Origin of the sequence: Sphingobacterium sp. SRCM116780, from assembly GCF_021442025.1 — a bacterium.
Lineage (GTDB): Bacteria > Bacteroidota > Bacteroidia > Sphingobacteriales > Sphingobacteriaceae > Sphingobacterium.
In genome coordinates, this window is sequence record NZ_CP090446.1 from 1597785 (window position 1) to 1619601 (window position 21817).

18 protein-coding genes are annotated in these 21817 nt (G+C 35.2%); 9 read left to right on the plus strand and 9 right to left on the minus strand.

From position 1 onward, the window contains the following. Positions 1 to 6: 6 nt before the first annotated feature. From cysD to LZQ00_RS07090, 4 genes are all read left to right on the plus strand, one after another. A complete protein-coding gene (gene cysD / locus LZQ00_RS07075; RefSeq protein WP_234513890.1) occupies positions 7 to 897 on the plus strand; it encodes a sulfate adenylyltransferase subunit CysD in 891 nt (296 codons plus the stop codon). A gap of 29 nt (positions 898 to 926) precedes the next feature. Further along, the gene (locus tag LZQ00_RS07080; RefSeq protein ID WP_234513901.1) at positions 927 to 2171 is read left to right on the plus strand and encodes a sulfate adenylyltransferase subunit 1; all 1245 of its coding nucleotides are present in this window, start codon (positions 927 to 929) and stop codon (positions 2169 to 2171) included. A 943-nt stretch (positions 2172 to 3114) separates the two neighbouring features. After that, positions 3115 to 3645 carry a YceI family protein gene (locus LZQ00_RS07085; RefSeq protein ID WP_234513903.1) on the plus strand — a complete coding sequence of 177 codons (531 nt, stop codon included), beginning with the start codon at positions 3115 to 3117 and terminating at the stop codon, positions 3643 to 3645. Between the two features lie 41 nt (positions 3646 to 3686). Then, the gene (locus LZQ00_RS07090) at positions 3687 to 4019 is read left to right on the plus strand and encodes a HopJ type III effector protein (RefSeq protein ID WP_234513905.1); all 333 of its coding nucleotides are present in this window, start codon (positions 3687 to 3689) and stop codon (positions 4017 to 4019) included. A 54-nt stretch (positions 4020 to 4073) separates the two neighbouring features. On the opposite strand, the gene LZQ00_RS07095 is transcribed toward LZQ00_RS07090, so the two are convergent. The 3 genes from LZQ00_RS07095 to LZQ00_RS07105 form a co-directional block, all read right to left on the minus strand. Next, positions 4074 to 5312: an efflux RND transporter periplasmic adaptor subunit gene (locus tag LZQ00_RS07095; RefSeq protein WP_234513907.1), complete on the minus strand. Its 1239-nt coding sequence runs from the start codon at positions 5310 to 5312 to the stop codon at positions 4074 to 4076. 6 nt (positions 5313 to 5318) lie between these two features. Further along, positions 5319 to 9641 (minus strand): CusA/CzcA family heavy metal efflux RND transporter, encoded by a 4323-nt coding sequence (locus LZQ00_RS07100; protein WP_234513918.1) that lies wholly within the window; start codon positions 9639 to 9641, stop codon positions 5319 to 5321. An 89-nt stretch (positions 9642 to 9730) separates the two neighbouring features. Further along, positions 9731 to 10042 (minus strand): DUF6660 family protein, encoded by a 312-nt coding sequence (locus LZQ00_RS07105; RefSeq protein WP_317259291.1) that lies wholly within the window; start codon positions 10040 to 10042, stop codon positions 9731 to 9733. A 170-nt stretch (positions 10043 to 10212) separates the two neighbouring features. On the opposite strand from LZQ00_RS07105, the gene gdhA reads away from it, so the two are divergent. Together gdhA and LZQ00_RS07115 are read left to right on the plus strand one after the other, a co-directional pair. Beyond that, a complete protein-coding gene (gdhA, locus tag LZQ00_RS07110; RefSeq protein WP_234513922.1) occupies positions 10213 to 11544 on the plus strand; it encodes an NADP-specific glutamate dehydrogenase in 1332 nt (443 codons plus the stop codon). An 83-nt stretch (positions 11545 to 11627) separates the two neighbouring features. Beyond that, positions 11628 to 11876 (plus strand): hypothetical protein, encoded by a 249-nt coding sequence (locus LZQ00_RS07115; protein ID WP_234513923.1) that lies wholly within the window; start codon positions 11628 to 11630, stop codon positions 11874 to 11876. A gap of 259 nt (positions 11877 to 12135) precedes the next feature. Here LZQ00_RS07115 and coaD read toward each other — a convergent pair whose 3' ends face one another. Genes coaD through LZQ00_RS07130 form a run of 3 tightly spaced genes read right to left on the minus strand, consistent with a single transcriptional unit; the run spans position 12136 to position 13927 of the window. Next, positions 12136 to 12606, minus strand: a complete 471-nt coding sequence (coaD, locus tag LZQ00_RS07120) for a pantetheine-phosphate adenylyltransferase (RefSeq protein ID WP_234513933.1) — start codon at positions 12604 to 12606, stop codon at positions 12136 to 12138. Between the two features lie 2 nt (positions 12607 to 12608). Then, positions 12609 to 13142, minus strand: coding sequence for an RsmD family RNA methyltransferase (locus LZQ00_RS07125; RefSeq protein ID WP_234513944.1), 534 nt, complete (start codon positions 13140 to 13142; stop codon positions 12609 to 12611). Further along, positions 13133 to 13927, minus strand: a complete 795-nt coding sequence (locus LZQ00_RS07130; protein ID WP_234513946.1) for a DUF3822 family protein — start codon at positions 13925 to 13927, stop codon at positions 13133 to 13135. The genes LZQ00_RS07125 and LZQ00_RS07130 overlap by 10 nt, the downstream gene beginning before the upstream one ends. A gap of 93 nt (positions 13928 to 14020) precedes the next feature. On the opposite strand from LZQ00_RS07130, the gene LZQ00_RS07135 reads away from it, so the two are divergent. From LZQ00_RS07135 to LZQ00_RS07145, 3 genes are all read left to right on the plus strand, one after another. Next, positions 14021 to 15439, plus strand: a complete 1419-nt coding sequence (locus tag LZQ00_RS07135; RefSeq protein ID WP_234513948.1) for an ATP-dependent RecD-like DNA helicase — start codon at positions 14021 to 14023, stop codon at positions 15437 to 15439. Positions 15440 to 15528: 89 nt separating this feature from the next. Then, on the plus strand, positions 15529 to 18015 hold the full coding sequence (locus LZQ00_RS07140; RefSeq protein WP_234513950.1) for a S9 family peptidase: 2487 nt from the start codon (positions 15529 to 15531) through the stop codon (positions 18013 to 18015). Positions 18016 to 18018: 3 nt separating this feature from the next. Next, positions 18019 to 18573 (plus strand): hypothetical protein, encoded by a 555-nt coding sequence (locus LZQ00_RS07145; protein ID WP_234513959.1) that lies wholly within the window; start codon positions 18019 to 18021, stop codon positions 18571 to 18573. A 31-nt stretch (positions 18574 to 18604) separates the two neighbouring features. Here LZQ00_RS07145 and ruvB read toward each other — a convergent pair whose 3' ends face one another. The 3 genes from ruvB to LZQ00_RS07160 form a co-directional block, all read right to left on the minus strand. Further along, positions 18605 to 19627 (minus strand): Holliday junction branch migration DNA helicase RuvB, encoded by a 1023-nt coding sequence (gene ruvB / locus LZQ00_RS07150; RefSeq protein ID WP_234513961.1) that lies wholly within the window; start codon positions 19625 to 19627, stop codon positions 18605 to 18607. A 19-nt stretch (positions 19628 to 19646) separates the two neighbouring features. Continuing rightward, on the minus strand, positions 19647 to 20372 hold the full coding sequence (locus LZQ00_RS07155; protein ID WP_234514795.1) for a polyprenol monophosphomannose synthase: 726 nt from the start codon (positions 20370 to 20372) through the stop codon (positions 19647 to 19649). A 242-nt stretch (positions 20373 to 20614) separates the two neighbouring features. Next, entirely contained in the window at positions 20615 to 21811 is a 1197-nt protein-coding gene (locus LZQ00_RS07160) for an NADH-quinone oxidoreductase subunit D (protein ID WP_234513963.1), read from the minus strand. Positions 21812 to 21817 lie beyond the last annotated feature (6 nt).

The following is a 21817-nucleotide window of genomic DNA, read 5'->3' on the forward strand; positions in this document are numbered from 1 at the left end:
AATTAAATGGATTATTTAGATCAATTAGAAGCAGAATCTATCTATATATTACGTGAGGTGGCTGGACAATTTGAAAACCCAGCATTACTATTTTCAGGGGGAAAAGATTCCATAACGTTAGTTCACTTAGCTTTAAAAGCATTTAGACCTGGAAAATTTCCTTTCCCGTTAGTTCACATTGATACAGGGCATAATTTCTCAGAGACCATCGAATATCGTGATTGGTTAATTGGAGAAATTGGAGAAAAACTAATTATTGGTAATGTTCAAGAAAGTATTGATACAGGAAAGGTTGTAGAACAAAAAGGCAAAAATGCGAGTAGAAATGCGTTGCAAACAGTAACGTTATTGGATACGATCGCAAAGTATGGATTTGACGCTTGCATAGGTGGAGCACGTCGTGATGAAGAAAAAGCAAGAGCAAAAGAACGTATTTTCTCTGTTCGTGATGAATTCGGACAGTGGGATCCTAAACGTCAACGACCAGAATTGTGGAATATCTTCAATGGTAAGATACATAAAGGAGAAAATGTACGTGTGTTTCCAATTTCAAACTGGACAGAATTAGATGTGTGGAATTATATCAAACGTGAAAAAATCAAACTTCCGTCCATATATTTCAGTCATGAACGGGAAGTTATTACGCGCAATGGTCAACTGATGGCCGCTTCTCCATTTTTAAATATGGATGAAGAGGATATTGTAGAAACAAAATCAGTACGTTTTCGTACTGTAGGTGATATGACTTGTACTGCCGCAGTAGATTCTATTGCAACAGAATTAGATGATATTATTTCTGAAATTAAAGCTTCAACGGTGAGTGAACGAGGTGCCCGTATGGATGATAAAGTATCTGAAGCTGCTATGGAAGAGCGTAAAAAACAAGGTTATTTCTAATTCTATTTATTCAATCCAATCGATTTAACATGAATATATTAAAATTTATAACGGCAGGATCTGTTGACGATGGCAAAAGCACATTGATCGGTCGTCTATTATATGATACTGATTCCATCTTAGATGATCAACTAGATGCAATAAAAAAAGCAAACCGCAAAAATAATGATGGTACTGTAGATTTAGCGATTTTAACAGATGGTCTAAAAGCGGAGCGTGAGCAAGGTATTACCATTGATGTTGCCTACAAATACTTTCAAACAGATAATCGTAAGTTCATTGTGGCGGATGCACCTGGTCATATTCAATATACAAGAAATATGATTACTGGCGCTTCTAACTCCGACTTAATCATCATTTTAGTTGATGCACGTAAAGGTGTTATTGAACAAACTAAACGTCACTCTTTCTTAGCTAAATTACTTTCCTTAAAGAAAGTATTAGTTTGTATCAATAAAATGGATATGGTCGATTACAGTCAGGAAGCATATGAGTCTATTAAACAAGAATTTCAATTCTTAGCCGAAAAATTGAAGTTACAACAAGTTGATTTCATTCCTGTTTCAGCCTTAAAAGGCGATAATATTGTCTACGAATCCAAACATATGCCTTGGTATCAAGGACCTTCTTTATTATCTTATTTAGAAACAGTAGAAATTGATGACGACGCTGAACAATCATGGAGATTCCCGGTACAATGGATTGTACGCCCACAGACAGAGGAATTACACGACTATCGTGGATATGCTGGTCAGGTAGTTGGAAATGGTTTAAGAGTAGGGGAAGAGGTCGTTATTTTACCATCAGAAGCAAGAAGCAAAATAGAGTCTATAGAGTTTGCTGGAGAAAATTTACAAACTGCAGAAAGTGGGAAATCAATTATTATTCATCTGGCTGATGATGTAGATATTAGCCGAGGTGATTTAATTATCAGCGCAAATAACAGCTCATTATTGGAACGTAATTTTGAAGCCAATATCTGTTGGTTTGACAACAAACCTTTGGATACTACCCAGATTTATTTACTTCAGAACTTTAGTCGCACAACAAAAGTTAAAATCAATGAAATCATCCATAAAGTAGATATTAACACACACGAATATATCTACGAAGAAGATATTAAATTGAATGATATTGGACGTGTTTCTATTAAAGCAGCGAACGAGATTCCATTTGATTTATACAATAATAATCCTGCAACTGGTCGAGGAATCATTATTGATCCAAGAACGAATCTTACTGTAGGTGCATTTATGATCGAAAGTGTTGCATAGCAAAAAGATCTAGCTCAAATACAAATAAAAAATACCTCAAAAAGCTAAACACTTTTTGAGGTATTTTTTATTCTGGACAGAAAACAAAAATAAGATGATCAATTTAAACTTAATTTGATCCTTAAGATAATTATTAAAAGAAAATTCTATAGGCAAACTTTCCTTATCATATCGCTCGTACAAATCACCGTTATAATTTTGCTATTATATATAAGGACTAAAACTTAGTAATAGGGTATCCTATAATTTTTTATTTAACATAATATAAATTATACGACTTATTATATTCATTTATAAAAGCATATAGTTAGATCAATTTTACAATTAAAACAACGTATGTATGAAGGATGCAATAATGTCAGACCGCACGCACATGAGCTGTAAAATGATGACACCAACGCAAAGACATAGTCAGGAAATCACTAAAACAAGAAACGGTACAATTAGACTGTAAGGATATATCCGTATATCTTTTTAAATTGTAAGGATTTAATCGTTTAACTATCCGAATGCTGTAAGGATAATTCAGGATAAGACAACCTCTGTTCTGTAGTAGTCTTATTCGAACCTTCTTCGGACTTTCTTCTAACCAACTTCTAAGTTTCACTACACCTGGAGCGCTATTTCTCCGCTGTTGCACCGCCTTTTTCCCGATGAAGATGTGGTAAAAAGGCGGTGCAACAGCGGTATTTCTGTATTGGGAGTTAGAAGAAAGCCCGAAGTTGGTTAGGAGTTGGTATCGGTTTACTATTCAGTTTGTAACGAGTTTTTCAGCTTAAATGACGTTATTTTAAAATCGAAATCAGATTGTAGGAAAACTTATTTTTAGAAGTAATCTTGTGTTCGTAATCATAAATTTAAAACATCATTCTAATTTAAAATTTTGAATATCAGTCTTATATTTCGTAAATTTAGGTATCATTATACTTAAATCATAAGCGCTATGAAAAAGTCAAAATGGATAATAGATTCTAGCCATTCCTCCGTACAGTTTCGCATTACTTATCTTGTAATTGCATCAATTAGAGGTTGTTTTAATGCGTTTCATGGCTTCGCTGAATGGGATGAGAATTTTCAAAATGCTGCAATAGAATTCAATATTGACGCCAACAGTATTAATACAAATGTGGAAGAAAGAGATAAACATCTTCGTTCAAAAGATTTCTTTGACACTGAACTTTACCCAACCATATCTTTTAAATCAACCAGTTTTAAAAAGATTAAAAATGAAAAGTTTAGATTAGAAGGTCATCTAACCATGCACGGGCACACAAAATTAGTCGAATTGATGGTTGAATACAATGGAAAAATAACAGATCAACAAGGATGTGAAAAGATTTCATTTGAAGTTACTGGAAAAGTAAGTCGTTGGGAATTTGATATGAAATACAACTCTGTATTGGAAGCAAATAGTTTATTGATTGATGAAGATATAGATATTACAATAAATTTATTACTAGGCAAAGAACAATAAAATTGTTATTTTGCGTAGCAATATCAACTATTTTCATTGTAATGACACAAAAACTTTTAACAAAATTAAAGAAACAAGAAATTAACTTTTCTGATGTACTCAATCATATAGAATCACAGTACGACCACACTCCCACTGCTTTTAAAAATGGTGATCAATCTAATTTAGCAACAGAAAATCAAGGAAGCGCAAAGGTTCTCGCTTTTGCTAAGTTGAATAATTTAGATCAAGATCAAACATTATCCTTATTTGCAGAGCATTATGAGTCTGTTCTAAATGATCCTGAAGGCAATAATCATCAGAATATTCGTCAATTTATGGCTAATGGATGGAATTCTGTATCGTTTGATGGCGATGTTTTGACAAAAAAATAAAAATTTCATTAGAGAAGCTGTTCTGTAAATAAAACAGCTTCTCTAATGAAACGATTAATGAGCATGTTCTCCTGAATTTGTCATCTTTGCTAATAAAAAGAAAGCACCCTTCTGTACAATCTTAGCATTTTCGTCAATCTCTTTTACAGGTGTAATAGCTGTAAAACCTCGGGAAGAAACACCTTTAACAACTGCTATCCTATCATACTCATGATTAAGACCCTCTTCATGCTTATGGTTCTCATGCCTCTCTTCGCTCTCTTTGTGAACAAGATTTTTAGGAGATTCAGGCACAGTATGTTCATCCTTTAATAGGAAAATATAATCCTTACCTTCTGCACTAACGATGCAATCTGTAGGAACAGCCAAAGACTTATCATCACTGACGATGAGTGTTCCTTGAACTTGCATACCGTTTATTAGCCCTTCTTTGTTACCTAGAACTTGCGCATGTACGGCTATGGCGTTCGTTTCTTTTTCAAATGCTTGTCCAAGCTGATCAATTTGCGCCTCGTAAGAAACATTCGCATTATTTACAGGAGAAAATAGAATTTTTTGTCCTTTTTTCACTTTTGAAAAATCCTTTTCATACACATACATATCCACATGCAATGCATCATTATTTACGATCTCTAAAATTGGCGATGAAGCTTCTATACGCGTACCAATCAATCCTTGTATCGATGCGACAACACCTGAAATTGGCGCCTTAATCGTGATCTGCGATGAGATATGTAAAGAACCACCACCAGCAGATAATTGCCTAGATAAACTGTTTTTTTGCGCTTTCAAGTTAGCAAGCTCCACCTCTATCTGTTGTAGTTTTTTTAATGGTGCTGCATTCCCTTCCACCAATTCTTGTTGACGATTAACTTCAATTTGTGTCAATGAAATTTGGTTATTAATCAGCTGCAATTGTTCTTGCATTTTAATCAAATCAGGATTTAATACTTTGCCTAACACCTGTCCTTTCTTGACAAAGTCTCCGGGTCTAGCATACAACTCTTCCAGTACGCCACCATATACAGACGTAACATATGCTTTCATGTCGTTAGGAACATCCAGAACACCGTTTAATATCAAACCATTACTCAACATTTGGTAGGACAATGCGGTATACGTTATTCCGACTTGTTTCTCTTGGGCTGCTGTTAACGTAAGTGCCTCTTCATGTTCGTGCTCATGTGTGGCCTCTTCTACAACTTTCTTGTTATTCGAAGATTCTGTTTGACAACCAGCAATAATGCTGCTCGCTAAAATTAAACTATATTGAATTAAAAATTTTAGTTTCATGACGATTTAATTTGACTGGTAATATTGATATTGAATCACACTTTGATTATAAGCATGCAAAGCTGTTAGGTAATTGATTTTTATATCAATAGACTGTGATAAAAATTGGATTAGATCTGCGTAACTGATTTCACCACTCTGATAAGCCAAATTAGCGGCTTTCATAATTTCTTCTGATTGCTTCAATCCAGATTGTTCATAAAACTGTAATTGTTTTTCATTTTTGGTAATTTCTTTTTTTGCATTGGCTTGCTGTGCCACAATATTCATTCTTAGTTGTGCTAGTTCTTGTTTTTCTATTGCTGTTTCCAGCTCAGCTACCTTTACTTTATTTTGATAGTATGTATTAGAAAAGACTGGCACATTCATCGTTAAAGAAATTCCAGTAACTGGATTACGCTGTCCCCAAAGCTTTTGAGAAAATGCCCTTCCAGAGAAATCAGGTAATTTAGCCTGTTCTTCCATGTTAACATTAGCCTCGGACACCTCAATAGACTTTTGCTGTATTTTAATTAAAGGATGCTCCCCTATAGAATCTGAATACTGCAGCGTTTTAATCTTCTGTAAAGAGCCTTTTACGGGTAAAATAAGCGTATTATCATTTAATAAAACACTGAAATTTTGAGCAGCTATCGCTAAATCCTGTTCGTTCTGCAATAGAATGGTTTTATTTTGTTGCCATTTTGTTTCAGCCGCTATCATTTCCAATCCAGCAGCCTCTCCAGTTTTAACCCGAAGCTTTGCAGATTCATATAACCTTTGATGGGTACTGTCCAGCTGTAAAAAGAAGGACTGTCTTGTCTCTAGATAAATGAGTTCATAATAATTTAACGATACATCACGTATTAATTGTTTTCGAGCATCCTCTCGTTGTTCCAAAACCATTTGGGAAGTCTTCCTTAACAATTCTTTTCTCGCCTTGTAGAAGCCAGGCCATGCAAAATCCTGACTAATCCCAACCTTCCAAGATCCATTGGGATCCAATGGCGAGAAATCCTCATTCTCGACAAAAACACCTGTTTTCCCGTCAAAGGATTTTTGCTGATCAAGCACTGATTTCTCCACTTCTAAAGCTGTATTTTTAAAATTTAAATTTGCATTTACAGCTTGTGCTATGGCATCATCCAATTGAATCCGTTTCAAATTATTTTGTGCAAAAGTGGTGTTAGAAAACGAAAGAAACAAGATAACAAAAGAAGTAATGATTGTGGTCTTACCTATTTTCATTTTTTTAGTATGATAGAATAAAACATAGAGACAGGGTAACACAAAAAGTGTTAAGAAAGTTGCTGATAACAAACCACCGATCACCACCGTTGCCAGAGGTTTTTGTACTTCAGCTCCAGCTCCCGTACTTATAGCCATTGGTAAAAAACCTAAAGAGGCTACAGTAGCTGTCATCAAAACTGGTCTCAAACGGATTTTTGTTCCCTCCCATACACGATTGAATACATCTGTTATTCCTTCTTTTTCCAGTTGATTAAAAGTAGAAATCAACACAATCCCGTTGAGTACTGCTACACCAAATAAGGCAATAAACCCAACACCAGCAGAGATGCTGAAAGGCATATCTCGAATCAGAAGCGCAAAGACACCCCCTATAGCACTCATCGGTATAGCTGTGAAGATCAATAAAGACTCTTTCAAAGATCTGAATGTCAGATATAAGAGAATAAAAATAAGTAATAAAGCGCCTGGTACCGCTAGGGTCAATCGTTTTGTTGCTGCATTTAGATTTTCAAACGTTCCTCCAAAAGTGTAATAATAACCTGTCGGCATAACATTCATTTCCGTGAGTTTTCCTTGAATTTCATTCACAACAGAGGTAACATCACGATCTTTGATATTAAAACCAATGACAATAAGTCTTTTTCCAGATTCACGACTTATCTGTGCTGGCCCATCTTTTATGGCAATAGTTGCCAGTTGGCTCAATGGTATCTGATCACCGTTACCTGTTAGAATTGGAAGATTTTCAACATCAGCCGTGGAAGTTTTAAAAGCACTATCTAAGCGAACGACTAAATCAAATTTTCGTTCATTCTCATACATCGCCCCTGCACTTGTACCTGCAAATGACATCGCAATAACCTTATTCAAATCATTGACTGTCACATGATGCAAAGCTAGCTGAGTTCGGTTGTAAACAATTGATATCTGAGGTAAACCCGTTGTACGTTCGATTTGTGGAGCCGATGCACCATTGACACTTTGTACCACTTGTTCCACACGACCTGCAATCGAGGCTAATGTATCGATGTTTTCACCAAAAATCTTAATAGCAACATCTTGTCGAACCCCTGTCATCAACTCATTAAATCGCATTTGGATGGGTTGTGATGCCTCGAAGAATACACCTGGAATTACCGAAAGCGAATCCAACATACGATCAGCCAATCCCGTATAGGTGTCCCCTGACTTCCATTCCGACATCGGTTTTAACGTGATAATCATATCGGTTGCTTCTGGTGGCATGGGATCAGTTGGGATCTCTGCACTACCTGTTTTTCCAACAACAATCTTCACTTCGGGAAATTTTTTAATAATCTTCGCAGCCTGCATGGAGGTCTCAATACTTTGAGATAAGGAAGACCCTTGTGGTAAGATACAATGAAAAGCATAATCTCCCTCTTGGAGCTGAGGGATAAATTCACTCCCCATCTTACTAAAGAGATAACCAGAGAAACCCAAAGCCACTACCGTTAATAAGAGTACTATTTTTCTCACGCGAACTGCTTTCTGAACAACTGGTGCATACCACGACTGTAGTTTAGCCATCATCTTATCCGCAAACGTGATCTTATGTTGAGGTTTTTTAGATAAAAATAAAGCGCTCATCATCGGGATATAGGTCAATGACAACAGCAACGCCCCTATAATGGCAAAACTAACCGTTTGTGCCATTGGACCAAACATTTTCCCTTCAACTCCTACAAGTGTCAATATCGGGATATAAACAATCAGAATGATGATTTCACCAAAAGCTGCGCTATTTCTAATTTTGGAAGAAGACTTGTAAACTTCCTCATCCATTTCGGCTTGTGTCAACACATGTTGACTCTTTCTTAGTCCCAAATGATGCATCGTGGCTTCCACCACAATCAATGCCCCATCGACAATCAAACCAAAGTCTATTGCCCCTAAGCTCATTAAATTGGCACTAACGCCGAATAAGCGCATCATTCCTAAGGCAAAAAGCATCGCTAACGGAATCGCTGATGCAACAATCAATCCTGCCCTTAGATTTCCTAAGAAAATCACCAGAACAAAAATGACAATTAAAGCCCCTTCAATTAAATTTTTCTCTACTGTACTGATTGCTCGATTAACTAAATCAGTACGATCAGAAAATGCTTCCACAACAACATCTTGAGGAAGAGATTGCTTGATTCGTTCTAGCTTTTCCTTAACTGCAGCGACTACTTCAGCAGAATTCTCACCTTTTAGCATCATGACGATACCCCCAACAGCCTCTTTTTCTCCATTATAAGTCAAAGCTCCATAGCGCACAGCAGAACCTTCTCGAACTTCTGCTACATCACGTATATAAATAGGAAAGCCATTCTTGCTTTTTATAGCAACATTCCCAATGTCTTCCATAGAAGTCAAAAGTCCTATCCCACGTATAAAGTAGGCGCTGGGCTTTTTATCAATATAGGCTCCACCTGTGTTTTGATTGTTTTGTTCTAAGGCTGCAAATATTTCATTGATCCCCACACCTGTCGCTTTTAATTTATATGGGTTGACTGCGACCTCATATTGCTTTAACTTACCACCGAAACTGTTCACCTCAGCAACACCAGAAGTTCCATATAATTGTCTTGCAATGATCCAATCTTGCATGGTTCGCAAGTCTGTGGCGGTATATTTAGATTCAGCTCCCTTTGCAGGATGAATGACATATTGATAAATTTCTCCCAATCCAGTACTTATTGGCGCCAATTCTGGACTTCCAAGACCTGGAGGAATATTTTCTTTAGCTTCCTGCAATTTTTCACTGATCAATTGCCTGGCAAAATAAATATCGACGTCATCGTCAAAAACTGCGGTGACCACAGATAGTCCAAATCTAGAGATGGAGCGTAGCTCTGTTAGATCTGGTAAATTTGTTAATTCTTGTTCAATGGGATACGTTACAAATTGTTCCACTTCCTGTGTCGCTAAAGCGGGAGAACTGGTGATAATTTGTACTTGATTATTCGTAATATCCGGATTGGCATCAATAGGAATGTGTAAAGCACTCCATACCCCCCAGATGATCCATATCAGTGTCAATAGTCCGATAATAACTTTATTTCGGATACTGAACCTGATGATTGCGTTCAACATAATAATTTACTTAAATAGCTAGACAAATGCCCACAACATATATGAGCGTATGAAATGTAGTCGATTAAGACCTTAATAAAGAAGTAAAATTAAACGAGTTGGGGAGGTTGCCAGATGCTGGAGTAGTCAAACGAGTAAAAATTGCTCTCGTGGGCAATTTCATCTTTAGATTGTAGCAACACAACTATAAAAGACAGGACAGTTGTATCTTCAACATGCATCACTGTAGAACAACAAGAACACACACAAAATGGCGAACAATAATCCATATGATTTTCGTCTTCATGATGCACCTGTTTCGATGCAGTTGTACGCATAGATACCTCTTGTACATGATCTGAACAAGGTATCATCGTCAATGCAATGAAATATAAGCTTAATATATAGACAAATATCTTCAAATTCTTCAGTTGAATATACTACAAAAATAATAAATTAATCAATAATAGGAAACTTACCATTCATTTTTAATTTTTACACATAAAATGAATTTTTTATAAAAAAAGTGTAAAGAAATAAGTTTAATTTTCATATATTAGCAATTCAAAAGGGAAAAAATTTACTATAATACATGTCACACACTTTTAACGAATTCATAAATTACGTTGAGAAACGTAATCCAAATGAACCAGAATTTCTACAAGCTGTACAAGAAGTTACAGAGGATCTAATTCCATTTATCTCTAAAAGTCATCCAGAGCTACTTAAATTAAAAATCTTAGAAAGATTAGTTGAGCCAGAACGTGTTATTTCATTCCGTGTGGCTTGGTTAAACGATAAGAATGAAGTTGAGGTCAATAGAGGCTACCGTGTTCAAATGAGTAGTGCTATAGGTCCGTATAAAGGCGGGTTACGCTTCGCTCCTTCTGTAAACTTAAGTATTTTGAAGTTTTTGGCTTTCGAACAGGTCTTTAAAAATAGCTTAACAGGCTTACCTATTGGAGGTGGTAAAGGTGGCTCTGACTTTAATCCAAAAGGAAAGTCAGATAATGAAATTATGCGTTTCTGTCAAAGTTTCATGACTGAATTGTTTAGACATATTGGTCCAGATACAGACGTTCCTGCTGGAGATATAGGCGTAGGAACACGTGAGATAGGTTATTTATTTGGACAGTATAAAAGATTACAAAATGCATTTACAGGTGTGTTAACGGGTAAAGGAAGTGCTTGGGGTGGATCTTACACGAGACCAGAAGCCACAGGTTACGGCTTGCTTTATTTTGTAGCATGTATTTATGATTTCAACAATCAAGATTTAAAAGATAAGATTGTAGCCATATCAGGTGCTGGTAACGTAGCTTATTACGCAGCTGAAAAATCAATTCAATTGGGGGCCAAAGTAATTACACTTTCCAATAGTCAAGGAACAATCTATGATGAAGAAGGAATTACTTCTGAAAAATTAGCCTATATCGGCACAATTGGACGCGATTTAGACCAATATATCATCAAGTATCCGAACGCACAATATTTTACTGATAAAAAACCTTGGGATTTCAAATGTGATATTGCACTTCCATGTGCTACTCAAAATGAATTAACAAAAGAAGATGCTACAACATTAATTAGCAATGGTTGCCAATGTGTTGCTGAAGGAGCTAACATGCCATCAACAGCTGAAGCAATTAAGATCTTTCATGATGCAAAAATTAGTTTCGCACCAGGTAAAGCTGCCAATGCAGGTGGTGTAGCCGTATCGGGATTAGAGATGTCTCAGAATTCGATTAGACAACAGTGGACGAAAGAAGAAGTCGATAGCAAACTAAAAGATATTATGATCAATATTCACAAAACATGTGTCAAGTATGGTCATGATAAAAATTACATCAACTACCTAAAAGGCGCCAATATAGGTGGATTCTTAAAAGTAGCCAGAGCAATGAAAGAACAAGGAATCGTTTAATTTAATATCGTATTTTTCCATATAACGGTTAGTCCTTTTGTAGGATTAACCGTTTTTTTATTTACTTTGTAAAAATTAGTAACATGAGAATATTAGCAGAATTACCACATCCGGAATGTAAGATATCCATCTTCAGCATGAACCAAAAGTTCATCATCAAGTTTGAGCAAGGAACCTTAGAGCAGTCTTATAAAATCGCGGAAATAGATCTCGTGGATGGTATCAATGGCGTCTTTGAATTATTGGATAATGCTTTTATTACAGAGGTCTTGGGTAACTTCAATACCATGCGAACATCCTTTCTAAATGCCTTCGAAAGATATGATTCTTAAATTAACCAAGCATATATTAATTTACTAATTTTCAATCTGTTATAACAAAAGTTTTTGTTAAACAGAATTTTATTTGGCATCAATTTGAATAATACATATAAGAAAATTGATATAACTATACATGAAGTTTAGATGTCATTCACAACAATCTGTAATATAAACAATTACGCTTATCAACAAAATATAATTTGGTGTTAAAAATCTCTGGATTTCACAATAAAAAAGGGATATTCTTAAAAACATCCCTTTTTCACTTGAATTATTTATTTTTTAAAAAATTGTCTATTTCTGCAGGAACCATATTGCTAATTGATCCTTTATTCTTCCACACATCACGAACGATCGTAGAAGAAATATGTGCAAGTCCACTCCTGCTCATCAAGAAATATGTTTCTATATGAGGAGCCAAAATTAAATTATTTTGCGCGATGCTATTCTCAAACTCAAAATCTGCAGTATTGCGAAGTCCCCTTAGCAAAAAATTAGCGCCCACCTGTTTACAAAAGGCAATTGTTAATCCTTCAAAAGAAACTACTTCAATCGTTTCAATGTTTTTAAAAACAGACTGAATAGTTGTTAATTTTTCAGCAACGGTCAATAAACCTTGCTTGGCACTATTCACACCAATAGCAATATAAATCTTATCAAAAAGAGGTAAAGCCCTTTCAAGAAGATCTTGATGTGCCAATGTAAATGGATCAAATGACCCAGCAAAAACAGCAATCTTCATAATTAAAAAGTATAAAATGAGAATGATGAATATCCATACTTCCGCTTCTCTATAAGATTTGGATGCGGATCCATCTCTCTTGTTGAAGGATGTTCAATAACAAGTAAGCCACCTTTATTTAGCAGTTCACTTTCAAATATCAGCTGCGCCAATTGCGGTAATTTTGGAATATCATAAGGAGGATCAGCAAAAATAAAGTCGAACTTTCTTTTAGTGGTCTGAATATATTTAAATACATCAGCCTTTTTAGTCTTAATATTAACGATATTCATCTTTTTTGCCGTATCCGCAATGTATTGAACACATTTAAAATGTAAGTCAATAGATTCAACAGAGTTTACATAACGAGAAGCCAATTCAAAACTAATATTGCCTGTACCCGCAAATAAATCCAAACAATCTAATTCTTCAAAATCAAGACGATTTTGTAAGATATTAAATAACGCTTCCTTTGCAATATCCGTAGTTGGTCTTACGGGTAAGTCTGTCGGTGGATTAAGACGTATACCACCATATTGCCCTCCTATTATTCGCATAACACAGCGTCAAGTAATGTCTGATAATTATTGAAGTTTATTTGCTCCGCACTTCTTACATAAACTTTGCTTTTTGATTCTAGATAGGCTATTGTGCTTGAATATCTTTCTAAACACTTTATATAACTATCATGAGGTATATCTCCAGAAACCAACACTTTAGAAACTTGATCTGTTAGTGACAATTGCTTTAAAATATTTAAAATATAATAATTCAAATCATCCGTAAAATGTACATCAAAAGAATTGTACAATATAAATTGTCCATTTTGAAATACATATAGATCTACTAAATGGTCCGAAACAAAATGAACACCTAAGACAGATCCTCTTATCGGCACCAGATCTTGCGCTTGATCTAAGACAATGCAAAATTCAGGAAATATTTCAGCATCAGGAAAGAGGGCTTTCCATCTGTTATATAATATCAGATCATATTCAAATACAGCTACTATACCTAAATTTTTCAACTCCTGTGTATGAATATGATGAGGAACGTGCTCGACTAGATAAGAAGCATATTCGTTTAATCGATCTTCTTGAAAAACTTCTTTAGGAATAAAGGTCAGGCTTTGATGCGGTATAACGACCTTAACATATCGAAAAGGTAAGCTCAAAATTTGAGTAGCTTCCAATCGCGGGTTTTCTGCATCATATTCCAGCAATAGATTCAAGTTTAACTGTTTGTCTGTTACCATGATAACATCTTTGCTAAAACCTGCTTTTGCAGATAAGGTATATTCTGGCAAAAAATGGATATTAAACTCCTCAGATATATAATTCATATGTATGCTTTCCAAATTCAATTATTAAATTGTACAACCTAACAAAATTAACTTTTCTAAACGATAAGACAAACCTTTTAGATAACTTTGATCGTGCATATTAAAGAATTATTGATTCAACGCTTTCCTTGGACAGCAACTCCACAGCAAAATTCTGTTTTTGAATTGTTAGCTACATTTTTGAGTTCCTTCCGTACACAAGACTGTTTTGTTTTAAAAGGTTATGCAGGAACGGGTAAAACAACTATTATTTCTGCCCTTGTACAAACGTTACCTTATATTAAGAAAAAAGCTGTTCTTCTTGCACCTACAGGTCGAGCAGCTAAAGTTATGAGCTATTATTCAGGAAGACCGGCGCTAACCATACATAAAAAAATATACCGCAAAAAAAACGCTGTGTCCTTTCAGTTAGACTTCACTTTAGCTGAAAATTTGCATGAAGATACGCTATTCATTATTGATGAGTCTTCGATGATCTCGAATGAAAGTGTCAATATGTTTTCAAAAAGTTTATTGGATGATCTAGTCAGGTATGTACGCAGTGGAAAGAATTGTGCTATTATGTTTGTAGGCGATACTGCCCAATTACCTCCAGTGGGTCTATGGGAAAGTCCAGCATTGAATGCCGCTTACCTGGAAAATGAATTCTATTTCCATCCTTACACTTTTGAACTAACAGATGTCGTACGACAACAGAAAAGTTCTGGTATTCTTTTTAATGCGACTAAGATTAGGCAAGAAATCAATTTGGAAGAATTAGAAGGAACCTACCCTTTTCCTAAATTCATAACAAATGGATTTAAAGATATTTATCGTATGACAGGAGAACGTTTAATTGAAGGAATACATTATGCTTATGACAAATTTGGCATCGAAAACACGATGATTATTTGTCGGTCAAATAAATCTGCTAACCTTTATAATCAGCATATCCGCAATCAAATTCTATTTCGTGAAGAAGAAATAACAGGTGGGGATCATATTATGGTCGTCCGCAACAATTATTTTTGGCTACAAGAAAACGACATTGAAAATGGGTTTATTGCAAATGGTGACATGGCTAAAGTGAGAAAAGTAAGTCATGTGCATGAACAGCATGGTTTTCGGTTTGCAGATATCACCCTTGAGTTTATGGATACCCAAAATCAGGAACCGATTACCTGTCGCGTTATTTTGGACAGCCTGTATACCGATAGCCCAAATCTTCCTTATGAGGAGCAAAAAAAACTTTATGAAGCCGTAGCACAGGATTATGAAGATATTTTCTTAAAACAAGATCGTTTGGATGCCATCAAGAAAGATCCTTATTATAATGCTTTGCAAATTAAGTTTGCTTTTGCTATTACTTGTCACAAAGCACAAGGAGGACAATGGCCAGCTGTTTTTGTCGACCAAGGTTATCTGACAGATGAAATGTTAACGACAGAATTTTTACGCTGGCTATATACTGGAATAACACGAGCAACAGAAGAGTTATTTTTAGTAAATTTCAATGAAAAGTTCTATTCATAGCTATGGTTAACTAAAATATTACAAGACTTACTTTTTTCTCACCTGATTACTTAATACTTTTGGTTTTTAATTACATTATAAAACCTAAAATGAATAAGATTTACTTATTCTTAGGGCTGTTGCTCACAACTTTTTGTGCGTCAGCCCAAGAATCAATTTCAAAACCTCAAGCAAACTATCAATTAGCCTCCAAATTTTCACCTGATAAGCTTAGAAAAATGATTTTTTCTACGACGGTTACACCAAATTGGATTAATTTTTCAGATCGATTCTGGTATGATTTCACCTCTCCGCAAGGAAAAAACTGGTATCTCGTAGATCCTGTGGTGAAGAAAAAAGAACTTTTATTTGATAATGAAAACTTAGCCGCACAAATTACTAAAATTGTTAAGAATCCATTTGATGCTCAACACTTATTGCTACAAAATCTAAGATTTACAAAAGATGAGAAGAAAATTAGATTTGAAGTAGCAAGCAGCAAAGATACGATCAAATCGAAAGAGGAAATTGAAAAATTAAAAGTTAAAACAGACACGTTAAAAAAGAAACTTTTTTACCTGGAGTATGATTTAGCAACAAAGAAGGTAATCGAGTTGAATGATAAGACAAAAGAAAAGAAAAAATTAGATTGGGCAACCTTTTCCCCAGATACGAATACAATTTATTTTGCTAAAGATTATAATTTGTATTGGATGGATCGTACTAATTACGAAAAGGCATTGAAGAATGAAAAAGATAGCACCGTAGTTGAGCATCAAATTACAAAAGACGGAGTTCAATATTATGCTTGGGCTGGTGATGAGTATAGCACCACTACTGGCGAAGATAAAAAGGAAGAGGATCTTGTCAAAAGGAAACAAGTTTGGATGAATTGGTCTCCAGATGGAAAGTATTTTGTCATAACCCGCAAAGATAACAGAAGTCTCAATCCGTTATGGGTGATTAATAATGTTGGAAGCAAACGTCCAACATTAGAAACATACAAATATCAAATGCCAGGTGAAACGGACTCAACGGAGACACAGTTATTTATTTTTACAGCTTCTGATAAATCTTATAAGCAAATAAAAATTGATGCATTTAAAAATCAAACTTTAAGTAATTGGTCAAAAACAACGGATAAAAACAGTTACAAAGGTGATTATTTTATCAATTATTGGTTAGGCACGAATGATGCCTTTTATATGGCTCGTTCTAGTCGTGATTTAAAACGTATTGACTTGTTAAAGGTTAATGTAGATGGCACATCTAAAGTATTAGTTGAAGAACGATCCAATGTCTATCAAGACATCAAAAAACCATTATTGATCAACAATGGTTCGGAATTTATCCATTGGTCGCAACGTGATGGATGGGGACATTTCTATTTATATGACAATCAAGGAAACTTGCAGCAACAATTAACAAGTGGATCATTCAATTGTGAAGAGATCACAGGTTCTGATATGGCATCAAAAACTTTGTATTTTACTGCAAATGGAAGAGAAAAAAATGAAGATCCATATTACTTACATCATTACAGTGTTAACTTTAATGGTACAAACTTGAAATTATTAAATATAGGAAATTTCGATCATCAAGTGGAAGTTAGTGGAAGTGCTAAATATTTTGTCAATAATTTTTCTAGGGTGAATACCATTCCTGAAGTTACTTTATGTAATGCAAATGGACAAAAATTAATGACACTAGAAAAGGCCGATCTTTCCTTATTATTTGCTGCAGGCTATAAATTCCCTGAACCTTTTAAAGTTAAAGCTGGAGATGGTATTACAGACTTGTATGGCGTGATGTACAAACCTTTTGATTTTGATAGTACAAAGACCTATCCTATTGTCGAGTATGTCTATCCTGGTCCCCAAACCGAAGCTGTAAACAAATCTTTCGGAAGAAGTATGGATAGAATTGATCGTTTGGCTCAGTTTGGCATGATTGTCATCACAGTCGGTAATCGAGGTGGACATCCAGCAAGATCCCAATGGTATCATACCTATGGATATGGCAACCTCAGAGATTATGGATTGGAAGATAAAAAAGTAGCTGCAGAGCAATTAGCAGATCGGTACAAATTTATCGATATCAATCGTGTTGGTATTACTGGGCATTCAGGTGGAGGTTTCATGTCTACAGCTGCCATGCTTGTCTATCCTGATTTTTTCAAAGTAGCCGTTTCTGGTGCTGGAAATCATGAGAACAATATATATAACAGATGGTGGAGTGAGAGACATAATGGTATAACGGAAAAAATCAGTAGTAAAGGAGATACTACATTTTCCTATGAGATTGACAAAAATCCAGATCTAGCTAAAAACTTAAAAGGTAAATTGTTGATTGCTACTGGAGACATAGACAATAATGTACATCCAGCCAACTCGATTAGAATGGTAAATGCATTAATTAAAGCGAATAAACGTTTTGACTTCTTATTATTGCCAGGGCAACGCCATGGATTTGGTGATATGACAGAATATTTCTTCTGGAAGATGGGAGATTATTTTGCTGAATATCTGATTGGTGATTCTAAAACTAAAGAAGTCAATATGACTGAAATGAATAGAGAAATACCACTGAGTAGATAATCAATGATTACAAAACAAAAATTACAAATTTTTTCCGCTATCTATACACAGTATCAGGTAGCGGATTTTTCTTTAGATATATTACAAGGACTCTCTATTGCAGATTTACTTGCATTATCCACATATCAGGAAGATAAACAACTGGCATTTAGAAGCGCTTGGATGTTTGAGACGATCGTATTAAAAGATAAAAGCTTACTTAGCGTAGCTATCTATAGAGCGCTTATCAAAAATCTAAGCGGTTTGAATAACTGGAGCTGTGCGAGAAGTTACAGTAAAGTTTTATTGTATATAACTTCTTCAAAAGCTAACCATATTGAATTAAAAGATGAAGAATCAGAAGTCATAATAGAGGTCTGTTTTAATTGGTTAACAGATCCTAACTGCCCTATTGCTGTACTAACTAATTGCATGGATATATTAAACCAAATGAGCGTTCAATTTCCTTGGTTAAAAGAAGAGGTCCATACCCAGATTGATTATTTGCTAAGGATCAACCCAACCCCAGCCATTAGAAGTAGAGCTTTAAAAATTTTAAAAACATCAAAAAAAGATTAGCCTATACATACGATAGAAAAATGAGCGAGCATTAAAAAAGTGTATTTCCTTTATTTAAGAATGTTCGACCAAGATGTCTAAAAGCAGCCTCAGTACACTCTCTTCCTCTTGACGTACGCATTAAATAACCTTCTTGAATCAAGAAAGGCTCATAGACCTCTTCTATAGTCCCTTCATCTTCACCCACCGCCGTTGCAATCGTTTTTAATCCAACAGGTCCACCTTTAAATTTATCAATAATGGTACTCAATATACGATTATCCATTTCATCCAGTCCATTTTCATCCACATTCAAGGCATTCAGGGCATATTTAGCAATTTCACGTTCTATAGAACCTGTTCCTTTGATCTGTGCAAAATCTCGCGTTCTCCGTAATAGTGCGTTAGCAATACGGGGCGTACCCCTACTTCTTCTTGCAATTTCATAAGCACCTTCATCACTAATTGGAGTTTTAAGGATGTCAGCCGATCGCAATACGATAGTAGTAAGCAATTTGACATCGTAGTATTGTAAACGGGCATTAATACCAAATCTTGCTCGCAAAGGAGATGTCAGCAATCCCGAACGTGTTGTAGCACCGATTAAGGTGAAAGGGTTCAGCGATATTTGAACGGAACGCGCATTGGGCCCAGTTTCCAGCATGATATCAATCTTAAAATCCTCCATAGCTGAATAAAGGTATTCTTCTACGATAGGACTCAGGCGATGAATTTCGTCAATAAATAAGACATCTCCTTCTTCCAAGTTGGTTAATAAACCTGCTAAATCACCAGGTTTATCCAGAACAGGACCAGAGGTAATCTTTATCCCTACGCCCATCTCATTCGCGATAATATTTGAAAGTGTCGTTTTTCCAAGACCTGGGGGGCCATGAAGTAAAACGTGATCTAATGACTCACCTCTTAACTTTGCCGCTTTAACAAAAATACTAAGATTTTCTAAAATTTTTTCTTGTCCCGTAAAATCTTCAAAAACTTGTGGTCGCAACACACGTTCAATATCACGATCAGTGTGACTCAAATTTTCAGCATTAGGATCTAAATGCTCATTCATTTCTGTTCCTTTCTTAGATTTAATTATATTTTCGAGTCCAACTAGAAATCTTTAATTGAATAACTCCCAAAAAAGCCTCTTTAAAAATACTTGTACTCATTTTAGAAATTCCTTCTGTACGATCTGTAAAAATGATAGGTATTTCTTCAACTTTAAATCCAAATTGGATTGCTGTATACTTCATCTCTATCTGAAAAGCATATCCTACAAATTTAACTTTATCTAAAGGAATCTTCTCCAACACTTTTCGATTAAAACAGACAAAACCTGCAGTCGCATCTTGAATGGTAATGCCTGTGATAAAACGGACGTAAACCGAAGCAAAATAAGACATCAAAACTCTACTCATCGGCCAATTGACAACGTTTACGCCTTTGACATAACGAGAACCAATACTCATATCAGCACCATTCAAACAATTTTGTCTCAAACGAATTAAATCTTCGGGATTATGACTAAAATCAGCATCCATTTCAAAAATAAATTCATAAGATCTTTGTAATCCCCATTTAAACCCATGGATATAAGCTGTACCTAGCCCTAATTTTCCCTGACGTTCTTCTATAAACAAACGGCCATCAAATTCTTCATGAAGTGATTTCACAATTTGTGCAGTACCATCAGGAGAGCCATCATCAACTATTAAAATATGAAAGGGTATTGAAAGTGAGAATACTTTACGAATAATTTTTTCGATATTCTCTTTCTCGTTGTATGTAGGAATGATAACTAAACTATCGGTCACTTTAAAAAACATTTTGTATGCCGTAAAGTTACTAATTTAATTGAAATTATAATTGGACTTTAAAAGCAATAATCGGGGTCTAAAACAAAATAAAAAGTCTGCTATTTTACAACAGCAGACTTCTATTAACCAATTATAAACTTAAATTATGAGACTACAAATGTATAAGAAAATGCATAAACAACCAAATCATATTGCATCTTTATGCGGTTTGATAACATAAAAATTACAAAAGAAGTAAACTATCGGTCGACTTCTCCTAAGACAATATCCATTGAACCCAATATGGCAATCAAATCTGCAATTAGCGTCCCTTTTCCTAATTCTGGGAGAACAGATAGATTGTTGAAACTTGGCCCTCTCGCTTTTACACGTTTAGGAATATCAGACTTTTCTTGCGTTACAAAGTAAAAACCTAACTCCCCTTTCGGATTCTCTGCTCTCACATAATAGTCTTGTGCTTTTAGATTAATTTTCTTAGGAACTAATGCCCTTGGATCGAATTCATTTGTACGTGCAAAATCCTTAGTTAAACGAGCTAGGCACTGCTCGATAATCTTCACCGATTCTTTGACCTCATCTACTCTTATTTTATAACGATCCCAACAGTCTCCCACACTTCCCATCTCTCCTTTTCCAACTGGAATTTCAAATTCAATTTCTGGATAAACAGAATATGCATCTATTCTTCTCAAGTCCCATTTAATACCTGATGCCCGAAGCATTGGCCCTGAAACCCCGTAATTAATAGCCACATCTGCAGGAAGTATACCAATATTCGCTGTTCTCGAAATAAAAATCTGATTATTGGTTAGCAATTCATCTAATTCAATTAGTTTTGGTTTAAAGTAGGTTACAAACTCTGAACAACGCTCTTCGAAACCTACTGGCAAATCATAAAATAAACCTCCTACCCAAATATAATTATACAACATCCTGGAACCAGAAGCCCATTCCAACATATTCATGATATGCTCACGATCTCTAAAACACCACATAAAAGGTGTAAAAGCACCAATATCAATACCATAAGTACCTATACCAATCAAATGAGAAGCAATACGATTCAATTCACAAACGAGCACCCGTATGTATTCGATTCTTTTTGGAATTTTATCCGCTATTCCCAACATACGCTCTACGCCCATCACAAATGCATGACTATTATTCATTGAAGACAAATAATCCAATCGATCAGTAAAAGGTATTGTTTTCCCATAATTCATGGATTCTGCATGCTTATCAAAACATCGATGTAAATAACCCAAGTGCGGAATCACTTCCTTCACGATCTCTCCATCGGTTATCAATTGCAGTCGAAGAACGCCATGTGTAGAAGGATGCTGGGGTCCCATATTGATGATCATTTCCTGCGAACCAATATCATCCAGATGTTTTTCGTACTTTTCTAAAGCAGCTGTATACTTTGTATTAGACATATTCCG